Annotated in this window: 20 protein-coding genes; 10 read left to right on the top strand and 10 right to left on the bottom strand. The window is 55.2% G+C overall.

Annotated elements, in window-relative coordinates:
* Positions 1-2 precede the first annotated feature (2 nt).
* Complete coding sequence (locus tag WM40_RS14230; RefSeq protein WP_052738327.1) at positions 3-842, top strand: TlyA family RNA methyltransferase; 840 nt, start codon at positions 3-5, stop codon at positions 840-842.
* Here WM40_RS14230 and WM40_RS28785 read toward each other — a convergent pair.
* Together WM40_RS28785 and WM40_RS30135 are read right to left on the bottom strand one after the other, a co-directional pair.
* Positions 801-2,075 (bottom strand): glycosyltransferase family 4 protein, encoded by a 1,275-nt coding sequence (locus tag WM40_RS28785; RefSeq protein WP_082102761.1) that lies wholly within the window; start codon positions 2,073-2,075, stop codon positions 801-803. The genes WM40_RS14230 and WM40_RS28785 overlap by 42 nt on opposite strands.
* 340 nt (positions 2,076-2,415) lie before the next feature.
* On the bottom strand, positions 2,416-2,577 hold the full coding sequence (locus WM40_RS30135; RefSeq protein ID WP_157685133.1) for a hypothetical protein: 162 nt from the start codon (positions 2,575-2,577) through the stop codon (positions 2,416-2,418).
* A 207-nt stretch (positions 2,578-2,784) separates the two neighbouring features.
* On the opposite strand from WM40_RS30135, the gene WM40_RS30130 reads away from it, so the two are divergent.
* On the top strand, positions 2,785-3,570 hold the full coding sequence (locus tag WM40_RS30130; protein ID WP_157685799.1) for a glycosyltransferase: 786 nt from the start codon (positions 2,785-2,787) through the stop codon (positions 3,568-3,570).
* Positions 3,571-3,572: 2 nt separating this feature from the next.
* Complete coding sequence (locus tag WM40_RS14215; RefSeq protein WP_082102756.1) at positions 3,573-5,660, top strand: ABC transporter ATP-binding protein; 2,088 nt, start codon at positions 3,573-3,575, stop codon at positions 5,658-5,660.
* A gap of 368 nt (positions 5,661-6,028) precedes the next feature.
* Here WM40_RS14215 and WM40_RS14205 read toward each other — a convergent pair whose 3' ends face one another.
* From WM40_RS14205 to WM40_RS14190, 4 genes are all read right to left on the bottom strand, one after another.
* Complete coding sequence (locus WM40_RS14205) at positions 6,029-6,925, bottom strand: amidohydrolase family protein (RefSeq protein WP_024904764.1); 897 nt, start codon at positions 6,923-6,925, stop codon at positions 6,029-6,031.
* A gap of 77 nt (positions 6,926-7,002) precedes the next feature.
* A complete protein-coding gene (locus WM40_RS14200; protein WP_236693518.1) occupies positions 7,003-8,019 on the bottom strand; it encodes a substrate-binding domain-containing protein in 1,017 nt (338 codons plus the stop codon).
* A gap of 33 nt (positions 8,020-8,052) precedes the next feature.
* Positions 8,053-9,048, bottom strand: a complete 996-nt coding sequence (locus WM40_RS14195; RefSeq protein WP_046153167.1) for an ABC transporter permease — start codon at positions 9,046-9,048, stop codon at positions 8,053-8,055.
* A 45-nt stretch (positions 9,049-9,093) separates the two neighbouring features.
* Positions 9,094-10,626, bottom strand: a complete 1,533-nt coding sequence (locus WM40_RS14190) for a sugar ABC transporter ATP-binding protein (RefSeq protein ID WP_046153166.1) — start codon at positions 10,624-10,626, stop codon at positions 9,094-9,096.
* A 401-nt stretch (positions 10,627-11,027) separates the two neighbouring features.
* On the opposite strand from WM40_RS14190, the gene WM40_RS14185 reads away from it, so the two are divergent.
* From WM40_RS14185 to WM40_RS14155, 7 genes are all read left to right on the top strand, one after another.
* Positions 11,028-11,930 (top strand): LysR substrate-binding domain-containing protein, encoded by a 903-nt coding sequence (locus tag WM40_RS14185; protein WP_024904768.1) that lies wholly within the window; start codon positions 11,028-11,030, stop codon positions 11,928-11,930.
* A 109-nt stretch (positions 11,931-12,039) separates the two neighbouring features.
* Positions 12,040-12,789: an SDR family NAD(P)-dependent oxidoreductase gene (locus WM40_RS14180; protein ID WP_024904769.1), complete on the top strand. Its 750-nt coding sequence runs from the start codon at positions 12,040-12,042 to the stop codon at positions 12,787-12,789.
* A 140-nt stretch (positions 12,790-12,929) separates the two neighbouring features.
* Positions 12,930-14,258 (top strand): MFS transporter, encoded by a 1,329-nt coding sequence (locus WM40_RS14175; protein ID WP_024904770.1) that lies wholly within the window; start codon positions 12,930-12,932, stop codon positions 14,256-14,258.
* A 26-nt stretch (positions 14,259-14,284) separates the two neighbouring features.
* A complete protein-coding gene (locus WM40_RS14170; RefSeq protein ID WP_046153165.1) occupies positions 14,285-15,136 on the top strand; it encodes a transketolase in 852 nt (283 codons plus the stop codon).
* Positions 15,133-16,134 carry a transketolase family protein gene (locus tag WM40_RS14165; RefSeq protein ID WP_024904772.1) on the top strand — a complete coding sequence of 334 codons (1,002 nt, stop codon included), beginning with the start codon at positions 15,133-15,135 and terminating at the stop codon, positions 16,132-16,134. Before WM40_RS14170 ends, WM40_RS14165 begins: the two co-directional genes overlap by 4 nt.
* 93 nt (positions 16,135-16,227) lie before the next feature.
* Positions 16,228-16,848 (top strand): plasmid pRiA4b ORF-3 family protein, encoded by a 621-nt coding sequence (locus WM40_RS14160; RefSeq protein WP_157685798.1) that lies wholly within the window; start codon positions 16,228-16,230, stop codon positions 16,846-16,848.
* A gap of 451 nt (positions 16,849-17,299) precedes the next feature.
* Positions 17,300-18,250 carry a helix-turn-helix domain-containing protein gene (locus WM40_RS14155; protein ID WP_051504623.1) on the top strand — a complete coding sequence of 317 codons (951 nt, stop codon included), beginning with the start codon at positions 17,300-17,302 and terminating at the stop codon, positions 18,248-18,250.
* A 69-nt stretch (positions 18,251-18,319) separates the two neighbouring features.
* On the opposite strand, the gene WM40_RS14150 is transcribed toward WM40_RS14155, so the two are convergent.
* From WM40_RS14150 to WM40_RS14135, 4 genes are all read right to left on the bottom strand, one after another.
* Complete coding sequence (locus WM40_RS14150) at positions 18,320-19,792, bottom strand: alginate export family protein (RefSeq protein ID WP_052738326.1); 1,473 nt, start codon at positions 19,790-19,792, stop codon at positions 18,320-18,322.
* Positions 19,782-20,729, bottom strand: a complete 948-nt coding sequence (locus WM40_RS14145; RefSeq protein ID WP_024904775.1) for a VOC family protein — start codon at positions 20,727-20,729, stop codon at positions 19,782-19,784. The genes WM40_RS14150 and WM40_RS14145 overlap by 11 nt, the downstream gene beginning before the upstream one ends.
* A gap of 53 nt (positions 20,730-20,782) precedes the next feature.
* Positions 20,783-22,651 carry an amidohydrolase gene (locus WM40_RS14140; RefSeq protein ID WP_046153163.1) on the bottom strand — a complete coding sequence of 623 codons (1,869 nt, stop codon included), beginning with the start codon at positions 22,649-22,651 and terminating at the stop codon, positions 20,783-20,785.
* A 67-nt stretch (positions 22,652-22,718) separates the two neighbouring features.
* Positions 22,719-23,408: a hydrolase gene (locus WM40_RS14135; RefSeq protein ID WP_046153216.1), complete on the bottom strand. Its 690-nt coding sequence runs from the start codon at positions 23,406-23,408 to the stop codon at positions 22,719-22,721.
* Between the last annotated feature and the right edge of the window lie 304 nt (positions 23,409-23,712).

The raw sequence follows: 23,712 nt of genomic DNA, 5'->3' as shown, positions 1-23,712 counted from the left end.
TAATGGAAAATAAACGTCTTGATGAAAAGATCTTTGATGAAGGCTACTTCGACTCATTACAGACAGCTCGTGGGTGGATAATGGCGGGACGTGTCGTGGTGGACGGGAAAACCATTACGCAAACAGGCTATCGTGTCAAGGTCAATGCCGCTATCTCCTTACGCGGTATGCGCCTGAAATATGCGAGTAAAGGCGGCTATAAACTCGAGCGCGCGCTACAGAAATTCGAGCTTGACGTCTCCGGCTTGCAATGCTTGGACGCTGGCGCATCCACCGGTGGGTTTACCGACTGTCTCTTGCAAGCAGGCGCCGCCTTTGTTTATGCCGTTGATGTGGGATATGGACAGCTACGCGGCAGCCTTGCATTGGATCAACGCGTACGATCAATGGAACGAACCAATATTGGTTCGGTGACAAGCGCGAGTTTTCAACCGGCCATCGACTTTGCCTGCGCTGATTTGTCGTATCTCAGCATGTCTTCCGCTTTACCGCAAATCCGCAGTTTATTTTCAACAGATGCTTACCGTATCGTCTTTCTTATAAAACCGCTATATGAAGGACTCAATGAACACGATAAGTCGAATACAGAGGCGATCCGTCCTGTGTTATGCAAGCTATTCGAGAGTCTTTCGGAAGAAGGCTTCGTGATTGAGAATAGCTGCGCATCGCCGATTCTAGGCGGTCGAGGTGCGATGGAGTTTCTCGCGTATGCGTGTAGCCAACCGACGCGGGACGCAGCACCATCGCCAAAAATGTCTGCTTCCGTGCTAACCGATGCAGCCATCGCAGACGCTATTGCGTTACCTGTCTTGCCTGTTGAGCAGTTCGTCCGCAACGCATAGCGTGGAGATTGGGATGTCAAGTAAAGACGCGAACGAAGCCAGGCCGTTTTCGTGGGCCGTGCTCCATCGCGCGCGTGCAGCATTTGCGCGCAGTGCCCTCTCCGCTGGATCGTTCAAAGCGTCCACAATTGCCGCTCCAAGTCGCTCAACGCTCCCCTTGACGCTATCCGAGCGCAAGTCGCCCGTACAGTCTGTCGACACTAACCAAGCTTGCGTGTCGTCGAGCATCTCCGGGATGCCTCCCACTCGGGTAGTTACGATCGGGCATCCGCATTGCATCGCTTCAGATAGACTTAGTGGTGTCCCTTCCCAAATCGAAGGCAGTAGCAATAGATCGGCGCAACGGTACCAATCCCCAACGTGGGATTGCTGGCCAGCTAACGTTACACACGCGGCCAGTCCACTACGGACCAATGCTGCCCGCAATGCATTCTTGTCCTCCCCATCGCCAACCCAGACAAACTGGACGTCAGGTGTGCGTTCTTTGACCCACATCACGATTCTGGGATATAAGGCCCAACCCTTTTGCCGAGTGATACGCGCGACGGTGAGCACGCAATGGCTCGCGGATCCGGCGTCGGCCTGCTTTTCAGCAACAGGCATCGGAGGATCTTTCGGTGGTGGTACAACCGCTCCCGACCCGGCATCTACATCAAGGAGGGGAACTCCAGCGCGGGGCAATTGGCGAGTGCCATATACCGCACCGCGTCTGGAAACGTTTGGCAGAATCTTGACGCATTCCGACGCTACACCGAACGCGCTGGCAATCCATTTACGAGCGGCCGCCGAGACACTAACCAGCTTTAACGCCGCGGCACGACGCCGTAATGCAGCTGGCGCGCGAAAAGGCGCGTCGCACAATTGGAAAATTACGACGCTAGGAATGCCGCGATCAATGCACGCCGCCAAAAATCCGAACGCTGCAGTCGGATCCGGTAAGACGACGATGGCTTGCTTAGGGGAAAGGCGCCCCAATAGCGACATCGCCTCGCTATATTGGTCGGCATTGCTTGGCCAATTCGGCGCGGCGGAACAGCCGCAGTGCCAATCAAACGGCTCCGACGGATACTTTCCAATCCGGGCAATGCGCTGGCGAAATTCCGCTGTTTCTGGCATCGCTGGCATACACGACATAGCGGGCTCACTCGCCGCATCCAGCAACGCTAATAGTTGTGCAGCAAATTCTTCGCATCCGCCATATCCCAGGCTTGGTATGAAAACTAAACGCTTCATTGCTTCCCCTCCCGTTGTCGCATGTGCCGCTGGTGCCGAACAGTCAAGCTCCCCTCATATACGACCACGGCGCATGCGCGTTGGATTGGTATTACAAAGTCCCGCCGAAATCGGTGGAGTCGCATCATGGTGTCAAGACCTCGCACTATATCGCTCTAGAAGCTTCGACGTCGTCGCCGTTCTGTTGGAAAGCCAGCATGCGCAATTCGAACCAGACATTAGCCCGGCGCCCGATACGAGTGAAAGCGTTGGCAACTGCCTCACTGCTGAAGAAAAGGCACACAGCCCATGCAACGTAGCAACCGCAAGCAATGGCGCATATGAAAAAGACGTAACACCTTTAAACGAGGCATTCCGCGCTTTCGATGAGGTTATCGTATTGCCCTTTCCCCACGGCAGCGAGGATCACTGGTCTTTGCAGTGCGATGTAGACGGCATTGACTGGCTTCCAGTCCATGCCCGCCTGATCGGCCAGCGCATCGATATTCTTGTCCCGAACCAATATGAGTATGGATTTAAGCTAGGTGCTTATTTATTATCGTCTCACCCTCGATTACGCGTCATCGGCGTTTGCCACACCGACGAGTCGTATTATCTCCATCTGCAGCGTAAATACGCACGAATATTGTCTACGGTGATCGCCGTTTGCACGCAAAGCCAACATCGCTTGGCGGGCTATGGCATAAGGGCAATACATGTGCCATACGGCGTGCCTGACTTCGCAGCACCGAGCGACCAACGCATCAAACGCTCCCCTCTTTTTACGATCGGCTATGTCGGACGATTATGCGAGCGTCAGAAGAAGGTATCCCGACTCTTACTGCTAGCGGAGAATATCGTACGCGCAAAGCTACCCGTGTCCTTGCTCGTCTGCGGCGACGGCGAAGAACACGACGCGCTTTATACAGCGCTGCGAAAAACAGCGATATCGCTGACCTGGACCGGCCCGCGTCACAGAATGGATATGGCTGGCGTCTATGCGCAAATCGACGCACTCATTTTGGTTTCTGATACAGAAGGCACACCGCTCGCGATGCTTGAAGCAATGTCGGCTGGGGTGGTACCGCTTATGCCTGACATTGCCGGAATCGGCGACACCATCGTTCACGGCCAAAATGGCTTTCTATACCCACGCGGCGACATGAATGCCTTAAGTGCGCAGATCGCCACGCTGTCGAATCAGAACATCTTGAACAATAGCGATTTTTCCCAGGATGCCGTCGCGTCGGCTGGCAAGAACCGCATGGCGTCGCATGCGACGTCGACCTGCGGCGACATCCATCACTTGCATTACCTGCACCGAGCTGCGACGCGTTCGACCTATCTCTCGCGATATAGCCTCGCGACCCACATTTCTGCATTGCATCAGGTGTTTCTGCAAGCTACCAACATGACGCATATTGACACATTGGATGCGCTCGCGGTGATCGCGGATCATCGATCGATGCGATGGCATCTCGATGTACTACGTGATACATCTACTTTGGATACCTAATCATGCATTCCAGGATGAGGTGCTTCATTCATTCCTCGCTTCGCCCCTTCGGCATCAGATATGCAGCGATTGGCGGATTCGAGGCGATACAGGCGACTGCAGGCATGCTTGCACCGCTCGCATTGGGCATGCTTGTGCAACGGATGACGGAAATCGTCAACAATGATGCGATATCAACCCATCCAACAACCCTATTCACCATCGGCTGGCCACTGCTGTTCTTCATTTCCACGCTTACCGTCGACATGACCTGCTCACGCGGGTCCGGTGCCTTGTTCATCCACTCGCTGGCACCTCAGCGTCATTCTATCGCTATGCGCCTGCATATGACGGCCCTTTCACGCAAGCAGGACTTTCATACATGCTATCACCCTGGACTGATCTCTCAGCGTGTAACGGAAACCGCTGTCGCGATCAATCAACTGCTTGGCAGCGTCTTTTTCGATTTCTGGCCCACGGCGATCGCGCTAACGCTTGCCGCGTTTACTTTATGCCTGGCCTCGCCGTACTTGGGCTGCTTTATGATTGCTTGGGTCTGCGTTTATGGCATTGTCTCGTATCGTATTGCCCGAAAGGCGGAATCGCTGATTGTCGATGCCGCGGCGTGCGAGGCGCAGACGAATGCTCAGATCACAGATAGTCTGACGAATCAGATGAGCGTGATCTTAAACAACGGCCTTCACACCGAGCGCCGTCACCTCTCGCGTTACCAGTTAATAGAACGCAAAGCGATCAATCGGTCGAATCGATTCTTTGAGCGTTTGCGATGGGGGCAATTTGCTTTCATGGCCATCTTCTGCGTCAGTATTTCCTGCGTCGCTAGTTGGCTTTTCATCAAGGGCGACATTGATCTCGCCCTTTTCACAATGTCCGTCGGAATCGTGCTTCACGTCGTCAATTACACCCATAACCTCAGCCAACGATTGATCGATTACTTCGGCTATTGGGGCAAGATCGTGGACGGCGTCACACATTTACTGCCTTCAGGCCCAATTGACGCAGACACGCACACTGCGACTGCCACTGAGTGCTCACAAGTCGCGGCGGGTGCACCAACGGTGTCGACAGTCGCCGCGACGTACGATGCACCAGAAAGATCTATCCATGCCGCTCAGATGCCTATTGCATCTGCCCTGAACCCTGGGAAGTCCGCGTTCCCCCTTTTAAGCGAGGACTGGCCGAACGGCAAAGCACTGGACATCGTATTCGAAGCGGTCTGTTATGACTTAGGAGATCGGCGTATTCTGAACCGCATTGATCTAACAATTCGACTTGGCGATCGTATTGCCATCGTCGGGCCTTCTGGTGCAGGAAAAAGTACTTTGCTAAGGCTGGTCCTCGGCGTCATAGAACCGACCGAAGGACGTATTTTAGTGGCTGGCCGCGATTTGCGGACCGTCTCACCGGCATGCTGGCGTAACTATCTCGCGGCTGTCCCACAGCAGGCGTGCTTATTCAATCGGTCCATTATTGAAAACGTCTTATACGCCGTACCCACGCTGCGACAAACGTCTAATGCAACACAATCCCTATGCGGGGCACAACCTTCGTTCTTAGCTGCCGATACCGGCAAGGATAAGGACATTTCTTATGCCCCGAACGCTGTCTATCACTCTGCACTGGCGCGCGCGCAGGCGCGTTCATTTGTCTCAGCTTTGCCCGGAGGCGACGACACCCTGATCGGGCCCAATGGCACCACATTGTCAGGTGGGGAAGTTCAGCGTCTTTTACTGGCTAGAGCCTTTGCACGCGACGCAGCGGTAATGGTCCTAGATGAGGCTACGGCAAATCTCGATCCCGTTACGGAATCCGCCGTGTGTGCGCAATGGTTAGCGGCAAAAGTTGGCGCCCCAGGATCAAATGATTTACCAAGTGACATCGAGATGAATAGGACCACCGTTCGAAGCGATACGACGGTGTTGTTCGTTTCGCATCGCATTGAACGAGCGTCAGCGATGCCCCGCATCCTGGTTGTCGTGGACGGACGCATCGTCGCGGACGGCACACATATCGCGCTGTTAGAGAGTAGCCAAGACTATCAATCGTTGTGGAAAGAAGGGAAGCGCGATTACGCGACGTGGACACCCTAATCAGCATTTCGCTGTCGGGTCCTTCGCATCGGATCAGGCGTATTGCATCGATGCTCCGCATTCACGTTGGGCGTTAATCGGCGCCCAACGACCGTCTCGCGGACTTCGCCCCCACGACGGCCAAGCCTGACCACGCTCTGTCAGCCTTCGTGCGTAGACCATGAGTATAAAAGCCTTTGCGAAGTGTTGACGCACTCGCGATGCTCCACGCGATCATGGCAATGACCACGCTGGCGCTGCCCCACTCAAGCAAAACGTGACGTTGCGCTTCGACGATGCTCGATCGAGCGGACGAGAACAAGGTAGTAAGCGCGGCGGTCTAGGCAAACGCTGGATACACGCTACATCACGCCTCGCAATCCTGTCCTTTAAAGTCTATATATGCGCTCCGAATTGTCGTGGAACAGCGCGCGACGCTCGGACTCAGCAAAGTCCTTCGTGATCTTCTTGAAGGCATCAAAGACGGCATCATAGCTGCTGAAAAGCTTGTCTACCGGAAAGTTACTCGCAAACATGCATCGCTCGACGCCAAATGCATCGATGGCATCGAGAACGAATGGCCGAATGCTGTCGACTGTCCACTTCCAATCGGCCATCCCGAGTCCGGAAATCTTGCACGACACGTTTGGCGCTGAAGCCAGCAGCTTCATTCCTTTTTTCCAGTTTTCGATTTCGGCAGGCTTACGGTCCACGGGCATGCCAGTATGGTTGAGAACGACCGGAATATCCGGGTAAGCGTAGGCCAACGCCATCGCCTCTTCCATTTGCGTGCAGTACAGCTGCAAATCGAATGACAGGTTGTAGCGTTGCAAGAGTGAATAGCCAGCCCGCCATTGCTGTTCACTCATGAGGTGCGGATTATCAATGAACGTCTTGACCGGGTCACGATGGAAGTTAAGGCACTGGCGAATTCCCCGCACGTTCGGATATTCGAGATGTGACTCGATTACCTCCTGGACTTTCGGTGATGACAGGTCTGCGAAGGCGACGATTCCGTGCGGATAACCGTGCTTGTCCGCCACGCCCTGGAGCCACCGCGTTTCCGCTACCGGGTCGTTATGATCATATTCGACCTGAAGGTGCACCGTCTTGACGACATTCTGATTCCTGATGTCTGCCAAAAAGTTTTCAATCAGATAGTCTTCACGAATCGCCGAATAATCACCGAAAACGCGCTCAAGCATGGGCCCCTGAAGCCACGGATAATTGCCGTTCTTCAGGTCGTAAAGATGATGATGCGGGTCAATGATGGGGAAATTGTCCACAATGTCTCCGAATACGTTCGAATCAAGTAAGGCGGCTGCCCGCTTTTCGACCAGCGGCGTCGCGCAAGCACGCGCGCTCAGTAGCTACCGGCCGACGGCGGATAGACCCGCTTCACGGTAGCCTGCGCGGCAGGCTGGTCGATTGTTTCCTTCGTAACAAGCGGCTCTTTGAGCGCCAGTTCCTGAGTCGTTGGATTCTTGTTCAAGGCGTTGTTCACCTGCGTGGTGGCGTCGATACCTTGGCCGACTGCTTCCTGCAGGAAAATGCCCTGGATGGCGCCATCACGCAATAGCTTGATGGTGGTCGGACTGCCATCTGCAGTTACAACAGCAACCTTGCCTGTGAGCCCCCGCGTCTGTAGCGCTTTGGCGGCGCCGGTCGCCGCTTCATCGTACATTCCGTAAATGGCCTTGACGTCGGGATGGGCGGTCAGGATGTCGTTCGCCTGCGAAACAGCCTCGTTGACAGTCAAGCCATGGGTTTCAAGAACCTGAACCAGATCGCAGCCGTCCGCGGCAAACGACTCCTTTGCACCCTTCATATATTTTTGCGCGTTCTCGCGGTCTTGCGGCAGCGAGAGCATCGCTATCTTGTTGCCACCGCGCTCCTTCGCCAGTTTGCAGACATAGGCGCCTTGTGCCTTGCCGGTGTCAAAATTATTGGCAGTGACTGCTGATGTGTAGTCTGTCTGTCCCGCTTGGGGACCGATGCCCGCAAACGCGATAGGGACGGACTTCTCTTTCAGCAGCCTCAATACGGGAGGCGTGCTGGTTGAACTGACGGGACCCATCACGATGGCGGATACGCCTCGTGTCAGCGCCGTCTTCACGTTGTCCATCTGCTTCGCGGGAGAGTTCTCGGAGGTAAATTCCACGTAGTTCATGCCCAGTTCCTTCGCGCGTTCCTTGACGCCGTACGCAACCCACTGCCAGTACGAAATATCCAACGATGGCGCGATATAGGCAACCGTTTGCTTGGCCTGTGCCAGCGCCGACTGTGATGCCATCGCGAGGCAAGCCAGCGCGCTACAGACAACCATCGCGGTCAAAGGCTTTTCAAGTTGGCGAAATGGGGTGAGTCGAAAAACGTTCATCATGGTCTCCTTGCTTGGTATTATGCCGCCGGCTTATCGCCGTGCTTTGGTGATGCGATCGACCAATACCGCGATGAGTATCACGATACCTGTCACCGTGCCTTGCCAGAAACTGTTCACGCCAATAAGATTCGCACCGTTCTGGATGATCGTTATCATCAACGCGCCGAGCAGCGCACCAATAGCGGACCCGGTGCCTCCGAAGAGGCTTGCGCCGCCAATAACCACCGCAGCGATTGCCTGAAGCATCAAGCTGGATCCCGCTGTCGCTTCCGCATTACTGATATACGAGACGCTTACAATGCCTGAAAATGAGGCAAGCAATCCGGAAATTACATAAGCGCACAAACGAACGCGATTCACAGGGATACCAATGACGCGAGCGGAAGCGCTGCTGCTACCTACGGCATACAGCCACCTCCCCGCTACAACCTTGCGCAGACAGAACTCGATAACAACCAGCAGCAGCGCGCACCACAGCACGTAATTGATGACCCCGGGAATCATCGCACCAGAATTGAGCAGCCAGTAATTCGGGTCATTGATAGGAAGCGAGTGACCGTCGGTTACGATGAACGACAGACTTCCGGCGATGGCATACGTACTAAGCGTGACGACGAATGGCGCGAGACCTACGAAAGTCACAAGCGCACCATTCATCAAACCGATGATGAAACCCACGGCCAAGCCGGCGATGCTGCTGACGATGGCGCCATGACCATGCGACATCGCCAGACCGGTGACCATGCCTGTAAGGGAGAAAACAGAGCCTACCGATAGATCGATACCACCCGTGATGATCACGAGAAGTACACCGAACGCCATGATGACGAGCGGCGCCGCGGCTTGGGTAACGTTCGCTAGATTTCCCATCGACAACGCGGCCGGAACGACCATACCAACAGCAAATTCGATGACGACAATGGCAATCGCGATGGCAATCTCGGTCCGATACGTCGACAATATGTGCCGGATGCCTCCGCCTGGCTCTTTCGCGCTGCTGCGCATTGCTTGCGTTAATGCTTTCATGCTGTGTCTCCTGTCTTATATTCTGTCGTCGAAACCTTTTACGTTTCAGGCTGCCATTCCTGTAGCGCTAGCAAGGCTTGTTTCATTAAGGCCAGGATGGCGGAGCATCCCGGTCGGCCTACCTGAAAGGTCAAACGCGAGTACCGTGTCACACAACTCGACCAGTTCCACGTATTCCGTTGACCACCAGACAACTGCCGTACCCTGCTTGGCGAGTTTGCGAATGAGCGCGTAGATTTCGCGCTTTGTCCGAATGTCAACGCCGCGCGTAGGTTCTTCCAGCACCAGCAGTTGCGGCTTCAGATTCAGCCAGCGCGCAACCAGCACTTTTTGCTGCGTACCGCCGCTCAAGGTGGCGGGAGCGTGCCATAGGGAGCCGGCGCGTATCTTGAGTGCATCGAGAAGGTTCTGCCCTTCTTGAAGCTCCTCGTGACGAACGATTTTTTTTCGTTGGACGACGCGCTGCGCCACCATCAGGTTGTCGATGATGGGCAACGTTGCAAGCATGCCTTTGTTTGCTCGGTCGCCGGATATGTAGCCTACGCCAGCGCGGGCCGCATCAGATGGTCCGCGATGATTGACCGATACACCCGCTCGCTCGATACGCCAGCGAGGTTTAGGCGCGATTCCCGTTAGTGCCTCGATCAATTCCAGAGGGCCGGTTGGCGCGCCTGCCAGTCCGATGATGGCGCCCGGACGTATTTCGAATTCGATATCATCCTGGCAAACGATGACGGGGGCTTCAGCGGTGCTATGGCCGTCATAGCTTTCGTCGTATCCGTCTCGCAATTCCGATGCAGCTTCCAGGTTGACCTCGATTTGCGGGTCCGGCTCGACCGATTGCCCCATGTGGTCGATGATTTCACGGTCCGTGATCGTGTCGAGCGGCGCACGGTCGACGGCGGTCTTGCCATCACGAATGATGGTGCAGACATCGGCAATCTGACGTATCTCCCGCATGCGATGAGAAACAAAGAGAACGGCAAGATTCGTTTCGACTATCAGCCTTCGAATGACGGCAAAGAGACGCCCGGTCTCGGCAGCGGTCAGATTTGCTGTCGGCTCGTCGAGCAATAGCAGCTTCGCACCGGAGCGCAGCGCACGGGCTATTTCCACCAGTTGCCGCTCGTGAAGCGATAGCTCGTCCACCAAGCGATGAACCGATTCCCTTGCGAACTGCGGGTCAATTAGCGAAAGGGCTTCAGTCGCAAGCGCGCGTGAGGTTCGCTCACTGTATGTTCCGAACGCCCGATGCATTCGGGGCATGGCGATATTTTCCGCGACCGACAGATGTGGAAGCAATGCCAGCTCCTGATTGACGACGGCAATCTCCCCGGTACTCGCTGGAGAGGTTGAGGCGTCGCCAATGTCGCGCCCCGAAAACTGAAGCGTGCCCCCGTCCCGTTGATGCTGGCCGGAAATGATTTTGATGAAAGTCGACTTCCCCGCGCCGTTTCCACCAAGGAACGCGTGAACCTCTCCCGGACGAACAGACAAGTCGAAGCCCTTAAGGACACTGGTAGGCCCAAAGCTTTTGATGATTGATTTTGCGAGCAACAACTTGGGTTGTTCGACCATTGCACGTCTCCGTCGCGAAAACCGCGAGCGAGCGTCTCCGATCGCAAGTCGCGAGAGCGGCCTGCAATGCGTGACAGATTCTGAAGGCTTGACTGAGTAGCCGGGAATGCAGCAAGCCGGACTCCGTGCCGGGGCTTTGCTTAGCCGTGGGCGATGGTGATCATGTCACCACGGGCAACGTACTTGCCTGAAAAAGAATTCAGGGTATTCATCTATGTCTCCTGTGCGGCTGCTGCACCGCGCCATATTTATATGAGGCACGACTTTAGGCCACTGGCGGCCTGACACGGGGTAACATTTCACGTGTTTTCGTGTCCGTATCGTTTGATGTCGAGGATGGCAGCGACTACCGTCAGAAGGCAATGCAGTTTTGTTCAATCGTGACTGAAAAAAATTTTATCATGCGAATTCCGCCGTTGAAGGCCATCATCGCGTTCGAGAGCATTGCACGTACGAAGAGCGTGAATCGAGCAGCAGAAGAGCTTGACCTTACGGCGTCGGCCGTCAGTCATCAGCTTAGCAATCTGGAGTCAATGATCGGGCAATCCCTGTTTCAACGAACAGGACGTGGTCTTGTCCTGACACCCACCGGGGAGCGCTATCTCGCGGACGTAACGGGGTCGCTAGCAGACCTCAGCCGGGCGACCGAGCGTGCCTCGAGCACGAAGGAAGTCGACATCCTGCGTGTGCATTCGAGCCCGAGTTTTGGCTTGATGTGGCTATTGCCGCGGCTATCCTCGTTTCAGGAAGCAAATGGCGACGTACAACTGAACGTCGCCTGTTCATACGAGAACATATCGTTTTCGAACGGATATTACGACATAGACATTCGTCATGGCTATGGAGAATGGAGCAACCTCGAAGTGCGTACGGTCCGGGGCGAATTCATCGCCCCACTCGCATCACCGGCCTACCTTGAGCGGCATCCGGTGAAGACGCCAGATGACCTGCTGGCCGAGCGCCTCGTCTATTCCGAGACGCCGCTCGTTCAGTGGCGACAATGGTTTGGCCGAGCCGGCGTTGCTGGCGCAAACAAAACGTTCGACTTTTCGTTCGACCGTTCCTACATGTCGATTGAAACGGCGTCACTCGGGCTCGGCATCGCTCTGGAAAGCGTGATGATGGCTTCCCAAAAAATAAAGGACGGCGCTCTCGTGCAGGTCTTCGACGATAGCCATTCCGTAGAGGTAGGTGCACATCATCTCGTTTACCCCAGTCAAAATGCCGAGTTGCCGCGAGTCGCAAAATTTTTGACCTGGATTGAAACGGAATTCGAACGCTGCAAGGCAGATGCACAGGGATAACCCTGGAGGCTGAAAATTTCTCAGCTATGGTTGAAGGGAACTGTGTTGATGCGAGGTTCGCTGGCGGACAAACTTCGCCTACCCCTAGCTCATCAACGGAGACACCCACATGTTGCTCGAGAATCAAGTCGTTATCATCACGGGCGCCGCATCGGCACGCGGCATCGGTAAAGCGACGGCAAAAGCGATGGCTGCGCAAGGCGCGCGCATCGCGATTCTGGACCTGAACATGGCGGACGCGGAAAGCGCCGCGCGCGACCTCGGGGATGGCCATCTCGGTCTGGCGTGCGACGTCACCGATAAGAAAGCCTGCGTTGCCGCAGCAGATGCGGTTGTCTCACAATATGGTCGCATCGACGCATTGATAAACAACGCGGGCATTACGCAGCCCATCAAGACACTCGATATCTCCAAGAACAACTTCGATGCCGTTGTCGGCGTGAGCCTGCTAGGAACGCTGTACATGTCGCAAGCCGTCATCCCGCACATGAAGCAGCGGCAGCGTGGCAGCATCGTCTGCATGTCTTCCGTCTCCGCGCAACGCGGCGGCGGCATTTTCGGCGGCCCTCACTACAGCGCGGCGAAGGCCGGTGTCCTCGGGCTTGCCAAGGCGATGGCCCGGGAATTCGGTAGCGACCATATCCGCGTCAATGCCATTACGCCGGGCCTTATTCAGACGGATATCACGGGCGACAAGCTGACCCCTGAGATGCGCGCGGACATCATCAAGGGCATTCCGCTTGGGCGTCTCGGAGAGGCAAACGACATCGCCAATGCCTGCCTCTTTCTAGCAAGCGACCTTTCTACCTATCTGACCGGCGTCACGCTCGACGTCAACGGCGGCATGCTCATTCACTGACGTTGCCTTCATTCGCTCCTTGACAGCAGGAGGCGCGTACGACGCACGTGTATTGACCAAGGCGTCAAGCCGCTCAAGCGGCACTAAAGCATGGCACCGGTCCCGTCGCGGCGACGGGCCGAGAGGACAGGAGACCACCGATGAAATCCAGACTGGCCAGCCCGGGAATCGGAGCAGACTTATCCGCTTCCAGCAATGCCTCGAACTTCGAAGTAAGGACCTATGCAAAGGTTGCGCGTCATCTGATTCCGTTTCTCATGCTTTGCTATCTCGGCGCATACCTCGACCGGGTAAACGTTGGCTTTGCAAAGTTGCAGATGCTCAATGACCTCCGCTTCTCTGAAACCATCTACGGCATCGGCGCGGGCATCTTCTTCTTGGGCTACTTCCTTTTCGAGATTCCTAGCAACCTTATTCTCCACAAAGTCGGTGCACGCAACTGGCTCGCGCGCATCATGCTGACCTGGGCGGTGATTTCCGCAAGCTTTGTGTTTGTGAAAACGCCAACCACGTTTTATGCCCTGCGCTTTCTGCTGGGCGTCGCCGAAGCCGGATTTGCTCCGGGCGTCATTTTGTATCTGACCTACTGGTTTCCCGCCGCACGGCGCGCAAAAGCGCTTTCGATGTTTTTCATGGCGATACCAATGGCCGGCATCCTCGGGGGCCCCCTCTCCGGCTGGATCATGCATACATTCCAGGGCGTGCAAGGCCTCGCGGGATGGAAATGGCTGTTCATGCTGGAAGCATTGCCTTCGCTGCTTCTTGGGGTTGCGATTTTTCTGTATCTCGACAACGGAATCGCCAGCGCGAAATGGTTGTCCGAGGACGAAAAGGCGCTCCTCAAACGCAATGTGGAAAGCGATCGCCAGGCGGCTACCGAGCACGTGTCCATCCGCGCGTTCGTCCGCGACCGTCGTCTCTGGCTAATGGCTGGCATCTACTTCTGTGTCGTTCTTGGTCAATACGGTCTGACCTTCTGGCTACCGACAATCATTCGTCGCACAGGTGTCGCCGACCCGCTGTGGGTTGGTGTCCTGACCGCGATTCCGTACATGTGCGCCATCATTACATTGCCACTACTCGGAAATAGTGCCGATAGGCGTCGCGAACGACGTTTGCATCTGGCGATTCCGATGCTGGTTTCAGCTGCCGCGTTCGCCGTACTACCGATGCTGGGAAGCGTGGGCCCATCGATTATTTGCATGAGCGTCGCTGCTGCGGGCATTCTCGCCTCATCGTCGTTGTTTTGGGCGCTTCCCACCGCGGTTCTCAGCGGGGTGTCCGCCGCCGCTGGAATTGCAGCGGTCAACTGTTTCGCCAATCTGGCCGGCTTTTTTTCGCCTGCCATTGTCGGATGGCTCAATGACTTCACCGGCAAGGCGACCGCAGGCCTCATCTTCATTTCCACAGCCGTCGTGCTGGGCGCGATCCTGGTGTTCTTCGTGCCCGCGAAGACCGTCAATCGCTGAACAAGCTGTTTCAAGGAGACGAGTAAATGAGTACAACCGTCATCGAGGATGTATCGCTTGCAGAGCGCGCATACCGCATCCGCCGCAACGCCCTGCTGATGGGCGAAGTACAGGGCCAGGGCTATATCGGCCAGGCTCTCGACATCGCCGATGTTCTGGCTGTTTGCTATTTCGGCGCAATGCGTTACCGCGCAGCGGAGCCAGACTGGGAGCACCGGGACCGCTTCCTGTTGTCGAACGGTCACTACGCCATCGCGCTCTACGCCGCACTGTTCGAAGCCGGCATCCTTCCCGAGGAAGAGCTGGAGACGTATGGTAGCGATGATAGCCGGCTGCCGATGTCCGGCATGGCGAGCTACACACCCGGCATGGAAATGTCCGGCGGGTCACTCGGTCAAGGACTTACGATTGCAGTGGGCCGGTGTCTCGGACTCAAGAACAAAGGTTCGAAATCCCTTGTGTACACGCTCTTCTCCGACGGCGAGCTGGACGAAGGCGCCATCTGGGAAGGTCTTCTCTCGGCGGCGCATTGGAAGCTGGATAACTTGATAGCGATGGTCGACGTCAACAATCAACAGGCGGATGGTCCCTCGACGCACATCATGGCTTTCGAGCCGCTAGTTCCGAAGCTGGAAGCGTTTGGCTGGTACGTGCAACGCGTGAACGGAAACGATATCAATGCCGTGAAGGCGGCCTTCGACAACGCGCGAAACCTGAAAGAGGCGAAACCGCGGATCATCGTGTGCGACACGAAGATGGGCTGCGGCGTGCCTTTCCTCGAGCAACGGGAGAAGAACCACTTCATCCGCGTGGATGCTCATGAATGGAAGCTGGCGCTGGATGCACTCGACAACACTTTTGCAGGGAGCAAGGCATGAACTCGGTTATCGATAAAAAACCTCGTTTGAAGACGTCGGCGATGATTGCATCCATCGCCGGCGACGACCAGGTCACTCGGTCTGCTCCGTTCGGTCACGCGCTGGTCGCGCTCGCTTCTTCGAAGCCAAACGTCATCGGCATGACGGCTGACCTGGGAAAGTACACCGACCTCCATATCTTCGCGAAAGCGTTCCCGGACCGGTATTACCAGATGGGCATGGCGGAACAACTTCTGATGGGCGCTGCCGCCGGCTTCGCCCACGAAGGTGCGCAGCCTTTCGTCACGACTTACGCGGTGTTCGCAACGCGCCGCGCATATGACTTTATTCATCAGACCATTGCCGAGGACAACCTCGATGTCAAAATTGTCTGCGCGCTGCCCGGCCTGACGACCGGGTATGGGCCGAGCCACCAGGCCGCCGAAGACCTGGCGCTCATGCGGGCAATGCCAAACATGACAGTGATTGACCCATGCGATGCGCTTGAAATTGAACAGATGGTACCGGCCATTTCAGCGCATAAAGGCCCTGTGTATGCGCGTCTCCTGCGCGGTAGCGTACCCGCTGTTCTTGATGAATACAATTACCAGTTCGAACTCGGCAAAGCAAAAATGCTGCGTGACGGGAGCGACGTGCTGATCATCTCGTCCGGCATTATGACAATGCGGGCGCTGGAAACCGCAAAGGCACTAGAGTCGGACAAAGTAGACGTCGCAGTGCTGCACGTTCCAACCATCAAGCCGCTCGACACGGAGACCATCATCCGCGAGGCAAAGCGAACGGGGCGTATGGTCGTCGTTGCCGAGAACCATACGATTATCGGCGGTTTGGGGGAGTCTGTCGCAACCACGCTCTTGAGCGCCGGCGTTTCGTGTACGTTCAAACAGGTCGCCCTGCCAGACGCGTTTCTCGACGCAGGTGCACTGCCCACACTCCACGATCGATATGGTATTTCGACAAATGTCATGGCGGCCAATATTAAGCGATGGCTGGCGTAAGCTTAAGCGGTGTGGCGGGCTCCTGAAATTCACGCTCGACATTTTGCCGCAGCGACGGCGCAACAGAAGGTGCATCGCTGCTGGCGATGTAAAATGTCGTATCTATTTCCGTGGACAGCCTATGAAACGCTTCGTGGCTTAAGGTGTTGCGACGACCGGTTGAATCTACCCAATGTGCTACGCGTAGAGTTGCGCGATATCAAACCGGCAATTTGGCGCAGAATCGTGATGCCCGGCAAGATCCGGCTGGGAAAACTACATGTCGTGTTGTTGCTTGCCATGGGCTGGGACGGAGGGCATATACATGAATTCATCTTTGGCGACACCCACTATGGCATACCTGAGGACGCGGGATTCGCGGATGACCCACCGATATCAAATGAGGCACGCGTGACCTTCGCCAAAGCCCTGGGAGGGCTTCGCACATTTACGTACGTCTATGACTATGGTGACAACTGGCAGCACCGCATCAAGGTTGAGAAGGCATTGACCCCAGACCCGAAGCTACGACACCCACTCTGTATCGATGGCGAAAACGCGTGTCCGCCGGAAGACGTGGGCGGGGCTCCTGGGTATGCTGACTTCGTAGACACGATCAGCGATTCCTCGCATGAAGAACACCAGCATTTAAAGGACTGGTATGGTGGCAGCTTCGATCCCAAGGCATTCGACCTTGTCCTGGTCAATCAGCGGCTCTGCGAAGTTGTGCTCTAATCGTCAAGACCGTCTGTAATGATGCTTACACTTCCAGTAGTCCGTCATATCCCCCCTTCTCCGCCCGCGTTGGCCAGGCCGCGCCAGCAACGGTAGCAGAAGTGTCACACTCAGCACTATCTTGACAGTCGAGCATTTTCACGGCGTCCTGCCACGCGTCAAAAATAGCCAAGTCCTTTGTCATCTTTCGCTTTGAATAACGATTACCCGATTGATTCATACCCTCTTCGTTCCTAATGCATACGACCACTAAGATCGTATGAATTATTGTTAAATAAAAATCACCTTAAATAAAAGCATTCCAAGAAAATCGACCATGTCAGAATTGCGGACCTGCGCACCGATTTTCCGACCGCACAGACTCAAACCCACACCGATCATCGGTAAGAATAATTAAGTTACAATCGCACAATCCGCTCGCCAGTTGTCGAGCACGTCATAGGGGGAATTCATGCCAGGCGATATGCGCTCCTTCCACCCGACACCGCACCCTGTCATCAATACGGCTGCTGTCACCGATGGCCTTGGCTGCAAACTCGACCGGCTCGACGTAAGTACGCAACTCGATATTGGCGCGCTGCGCGTACACCGAAAGCAGGCGCCAAGGAACGTCATATCGAACGTCGAGACGGACGCAGATGATCGCGGGTTCCTGGTTGGTGTATCGTTACTCCCCGGTCACCAACGGCGGTTATTGCGTGGACCAAGTCGCAAAGCTTATGCTTTCACTGAAAATGCGATTTATATCCGCGATTTTTCAGATAAGTACCATGCCGAATTATCGGGAGCATTTGATTTCCTTCTTTTCGAAGCGAATCCTTTTTGGCTCGAACGACTGGGTACTGATATTCCAAGGCTCGGTAGCGTCGGTCTAAGTACCAAGATCGCGGAACGCGACGACACATTGAGCCATCTTGCGCGTGCCATGCTGCCGGCAATTTCCTATCCCAACGCTGCGCAGTCGCTATTCCTCGAACAACTCAGCATTTCAATCGGTCTTCATCTCATTTCACAGTACGCCGGCCTTGGCCGTAGCGTGGCGCCAATGCACACCCGAAAGCGGGCAACACTATCTGCTTGGCAAGCATCCTTTGCAAAAGAGATGCTGATGGCACCATCGAATGCAAGTGTATCGATTGCCAATATCGCAGCGGAATGTCGCCTGTCTGAAAGCTATTTCATACGTGCGTTCCATGGTTCTACTGGACAAACGCCTTATCAATGGCAATTGCAGCAACGTGTCGAGCGTGCTCGTCACCTCCTCAAGAACACTACGACGTCGTTGGTAGAAATTGCCGATCAATGCGGCTTTTCCGATCAAACGCATTTCACACGCGTTTTCTCGAAAGCGACGAGGATGGCCCCGGGCGCTTGGCGACGCTACGTCACGAGTACAAAGTGATGAAGCTGCGCTCACCGAGCGCGTTGATCCCTACCTCTTGTCAGCGGCTTGACAACGATCAGTCTGGATCTACCAGGCAAATTTCAACTCGGCACCTATATAGTCAGCATTTTTCGCACCGACTTCGCGCAATGACTTTCCAATTTGAAAATGCACGGCCTCTAGGGCGGCAGTAATGTTCGCGTTGACGGCATAGTCTGCGCGAAACTGCGTGTAAAAGCCGGTCCATAAAGAACCGAATCCGGCCGTACCAGGCACCGACGCAGAACCTTGTTGATAGACAGCATCGGACGTGGTTTCGCGCCATTGCAAACCGGTGGCAAGAAGCAAGGTCCATTTACTAGAAGGCTTCAACGTCAGCGAAGGCTTGATATGGATGAGATTCGAATACCCGGTATAACCTGCAAGCGCAAAGTAATAGCCATTCGGGAACAGCGGATTAAAAGTTCCGATCCTTCCATCGTGCGGATGCCGATCGCCCGAAGCCGCATCGATTTGCAGGCCCAGGCGAGGCGCCCACGTTACGTTGTTAAAGGTATACCCGGCAAGCGAGCCTACCGCCCATGCACCGATGGTGTTGCTGCCGACGTGCCCGCTTTGATACATTGCCTCGGCGTCCCAATCGATATTGCCAGTTTTCCCCGTATATCGCACATCGAACACATCACGATGCTCGTCGCCGCTGCCATCGATAAAATTCGCGCGGCGCCGGTTATAACGGGAATAATAAGCCGATACATCGCCGGGCCCGACAGATTGGCGTTCCACACGCACACCGCTGAACGTCAGATCACGATTCGATACGTCATCAAAATCTGATGCGTCGCGATATTGGACCGGCTGTGTCGCATACGCTATCCAACGCCAGCGTCCCGTCTCGAAATCTGCCCAGACACCATCGAACGCCTGCCGCACGTTGGGACCATCGCGCACTGCGACAAACCGTTGCAGGTCAAATGCCATCTCCTGTCGACCAACGCGCGCTTTGACGACACCAAACCTTGTGTTTTGCGTGAATGTGACAAATGCCTGCCGCAGATCCAACGGATTTCTATCGACGACCGAGACGCGATCCTTGCCGTAAGGCAGTGCGCTTTCTATTTGCGTAAATAGCTGTATTCGTTCGCCCAAATGCACATCGGCATGCACCTCCACTCGTTGTATTAAGTAAGTATCGCTATGCCCCGAACCCAGCCCATACAACGGCGCATCGTTGACTTCCAAGCGTTCCCGCAACACCGTTCCCAGTGAAATATAGGCATCTCGATTACCAAAGAGCGGAATATACTTTAAGGAGTCGAATGGCTTTTTGGGGACACATCCATTTTGCAACACCGACCAGTTCTCCTGCCATCGATTGAATGCGATCGCTGGGCGAGAGCAAGTGCTTGTTGCCTCGCTGACTGAAACCTTAGCGCTGTTATCGGCGAACGACGAGACCGATGACGCGCCCAGTCCGGCGCCGAGGACCAAGGCGCGTAGCGTCCAGGACGCGTCGCGGCAACGCCTACGGCAGGAAGGCACGACGCGATCATTCGCCATCGTGCACTTCAGCAATATATCCCCCAGGAAATTCAAGCATTGCCGTCGTACTCGGGCCGTTGCTATATGGCGGATATAACACTTTGACGCCAGCGGCTTGTGCTTTCTCGATAGTCTGTTTTACATTGGCAACGCGGTAACCGGATGTTTCGCGACCAAATGGAAACGGGAGTTTGCCGTCAGTCACAAACACGACCATATTGCCAAATCCTGAGCTGACTTTGATCTCGCGAACGGTTTCTCCAGGACGTCCGATCACGCCTGCGTCCACATGGGCATTGTCGGATATGACTTTACCGTGCGAGAAACGCAACCAGCGTTGCAGAAAGTTCTCCGCTTCATAACGCGAAACATATACACGGTTGTCTGGAACGTTCTGCAAGGGCGCATAATTCGGCGCTTTCGTATGCCAGTAAAGCTGCATCGTCAGGCCACCCGGCCATTGAATCACCGCATCCTTTCCAATAGGATCATCGAACGAATCAACGACGATGTCGGCCCCAGCCGCGCGTGCAGATTTTAATGCCTGATCGATGTCGCTGACCAGATAGCCGGTACGCTCATTGCCAAACGGATAGGGAATTGGCGTCTCAAAGCCAAAAACGGACAGCATCCCCACCGGCGTCTGCACATACTGCGACGCTGTTTTGCTGGGCGTTGGTGTCACGGTGAATACAGCGCGCGGGGACGCTTTTCCGCCGAACGTGGCGATGAAGCTGTTGACGAACTTATCGAGATCGGCAGGGGTAACATATACATGGGTCGTATCGTATTGCGGCCCGACCGAAACGTCATCAGCATACGCTGCATGTGCATTAGGCGCGCCAACGTTACCCGTTGCCGACTGCGCGAACGCCGCCGAAAACGGCGGAAGACCAATCGCCAGTAAAGTGCACGTCAACACCGAAGAGCGCAAAAAATATCGTGAATTCATCATCTCATTTTCTCGAAAACAGGGAAAACGCCGTAAATCGATATAAAGGCATTCCGTTAAAACGCAAAGCAACTGCATCCAAGTGCGCCCCAGAATCCGTTCGAGTCACTGACTGGAACGGTTTTGCGCCAGGCGAAGCCGTGTCCGTGGGCGTGAATGCCGCACAAGTTGACGCAACCATCCACGCACGCCACGGCTGACGGCTTATAGCGGCTGTACCCACCGAACTCGGCTACGGGCGACCACGTCGGACTGACTGGAATCGCAGGCGGCGCCATTGATGCGAAGTCGTCGGCCGCATAGACGATCTTGCCCGCAACCACCGTCATTACAGACTCGAGATATTTGATTTCCGTCTCGTCTATACTGAAATAATCTTTACTCAGGACCGCGAAGTCCGCGAACTGTCCGGGTGTCAAAGCACCTTTTTTATCGTCCTCGTTCGAGAACCATGCGCTCCCGACGGTGTAACGCCTCAACGCTTCCATTCGGTCGAGACGGTTTTCCGCGGAGTACATCTGCGTACCGCCTACCGTTTTTCCAGATACCATCCAGTAAAGCGATACAAAGGGATTGAAACTCGCCACACGCGTCGCATCAGTCCCGGCGCCCACTGCCAGACCGGCTTCCAGCATGTGTCGGATAGGCGGTGTCTTGCGCGCCGCTTCGACGCCATAGCGATCGATAAAATACTCTCCCTGGAATGCCATGCGATGCTGTACCGCGATGCCACCGCCCAGCGCTTTGACACGATCGATATTGTTTTGCGTGATGGTCTCGCAATGGTCAAAAAACCAGCGTAGTCCAGCAAAGGGAATATCTGCGTTCACACGCTCGAACACATTGAGGAAGCGTTCTATCGATTCGTTATAGGTGGCGTGCAAACGGAATGGCCAGCGATTGGCAACGAGCAGCCGCACCACGGCCTCCAACTCCTGCTCCAGCGTGTCCGGCAAATCCGGGCGCGGCTCTAGAAAGTCTTCGAAGTCCGCCGCAGAAAACACCAGCATCTCGCCCGCACCGTTAAGGCGAAGGAAATCGTCACCCTCGCCCGGCTTTGTGGTTTTCACCCACTTCGAGAAATCTTCAATCTCTCGCTTCGCGTTTTGAGTGAATAGGTTATAGGCAATGCGAACTGTCAACTCGTTGCGTTTGGCCAACTCCATGATGACAGCATAGTCGTCCGGATAGGCCTGATAGCCGCCGCCCGCATCGATCGCACTTGTTACGCCGAGCCGGTTAAGCTCGTGCATGAAATGCCGCGTGGAGTTGCGCTGATCCTCAAGATCGAGCTTCGGCCCCTTCGCCAATGTCGAATATAAGATTCCGGCATTTGGTCGCGCGATCAACATGCCGGTGGGATTACCACGCTTATCACGCTGTATCTCGCCTCCGGGCGGATCGGCCGTCTCTTTCGTATAGCCCACTGCTCTGAGCGCCGCCGCATTTAGCAGCGCGCTATCGTATAAATGCAGAATGAATACAGGGGTATCGGGTGCAATCGCGTTGATTTCTTCGAGCGTAGGCCCACGTCGTTCAGCGAACTGGAATTCGTTCCAGCCGCCTACTACCCGTATCCATTGGGGCGCAGGCGTGCGTGCGACCTGCTTCCGAAGCATCGCGAGCGCATCCGCCAATGACGGCACGCCATCCCAGCGCAACTCCATATTGAAGTTCAAGCCACCCCGAATGATATGCAGATGCGAGTCGTTGAGCCCCGGAATCACGGTCCGACCACGCAGATCAATATAAACGGTTGCCGCGTGGGCATGACGTTGTACGCTATGTCGCGATCCAACCGCGACAATCTGACTACCGGCAATTGCCATCGCATCCGCGAAAGACCGCTTCGCATCCTGCGTCGCAATTTTTCCGTTGAAATAAATGGTGTCGGCCGGCGCAGCCTCATTGGCATGAGTAATCATTGCAATCCTTGGTAGAGATGCTCCGCGCAAATGCACGGAGCCTATTCAGGGGAAGGCAGCGACGCCGTTATTTCGTTGCCGACACTGGTGCCAGTACATCGTGCTGAACAGCGGTACGCTGCGCCGATTTATGCACCATCGTATAGGCGTAGTCGACGCCCATCCCGTAGGCGCCCGAGTGATCTTTCGCGACAGCCATGACGTCGTTATAAGTACCCTTGTGCGCCCAATCGCGCTGCCATTCCAACATCACCTGCTGCCATGTCACTGGCACAACACCGGCTTGCACCATCCGTTGCATCGCGTAGTCGTGCGCGTCCTTCGACGTGCCGCCCGAAGCATCGGCAACCATATAGATCTCGTAATCGCCTTCCAGCATTGCGCAAAGCGCAAACGTGGTGTTACAAACCTCCGTCCATAACCCGGAGACGACAACCTTCTTGCGTCCGTTCTTTGCCAAGGCATCACGCACCTTCTGATCATCCCAGGAGTTCATCGAAGTACGCTCGAGAATTTTGTGATCCGGGAAAACGTCCAACAATTCAGGGAATGTAAAACCCGAAAAGCTCTCCGACTCGACCGTCGTGATCGTCGTCGGGATATCGAAGGCTTTGGCAGCTTTTGCCAGACCGACCACATTGTTCTTCAGAACCTGTCGGTCGAGCGACTGAACACCGAAAGCCATTTGCGGTTGCTGATCGATGAAGATCAGTTGCGAATTGGCCGGAGTCAATACTTCGAGCTTTGGATTGGACATGGCGAGCGATTTCCTGGCAATGAATAGGTGTCGGAAGATAATGGCAAGCTGAAACTTGCCGGCGAAGCTGATCGCTAGTTTAGGGACATCCGAATACATCGTCCTTGGGTAGGACGTTAATCATTCTTAAAATTCATCATGCCTCTTGGTGCGAGAAACGAACGATCGTCGCTCTCCGGAAGGTTCAGTTTTTGAGGAAAGAGGCAGTAATCGACAAGACAAAACACGTTTATAGCGCTATCGTCGGTGCGGATCTTTCAATTTCATATCGTGTCGGATCGTCATGCCAGCTGTATGCATTCGT

Origin of the sequence: Robbsia andropogonis (genome assembly GCF_000970345.1) — a bacterium.
GTDB classification, from domain to species: Bacteria; Pseudomonadota; Gammaproteobacteria; order Burkholderiales; family Burkholderiaceae; genus Robbsia; species Robbsia andropogonis.
Note: the sequence above shows the minus strand (reverse complement) of the source record. Positions and strands in the feature narration are given on the sequence as shown.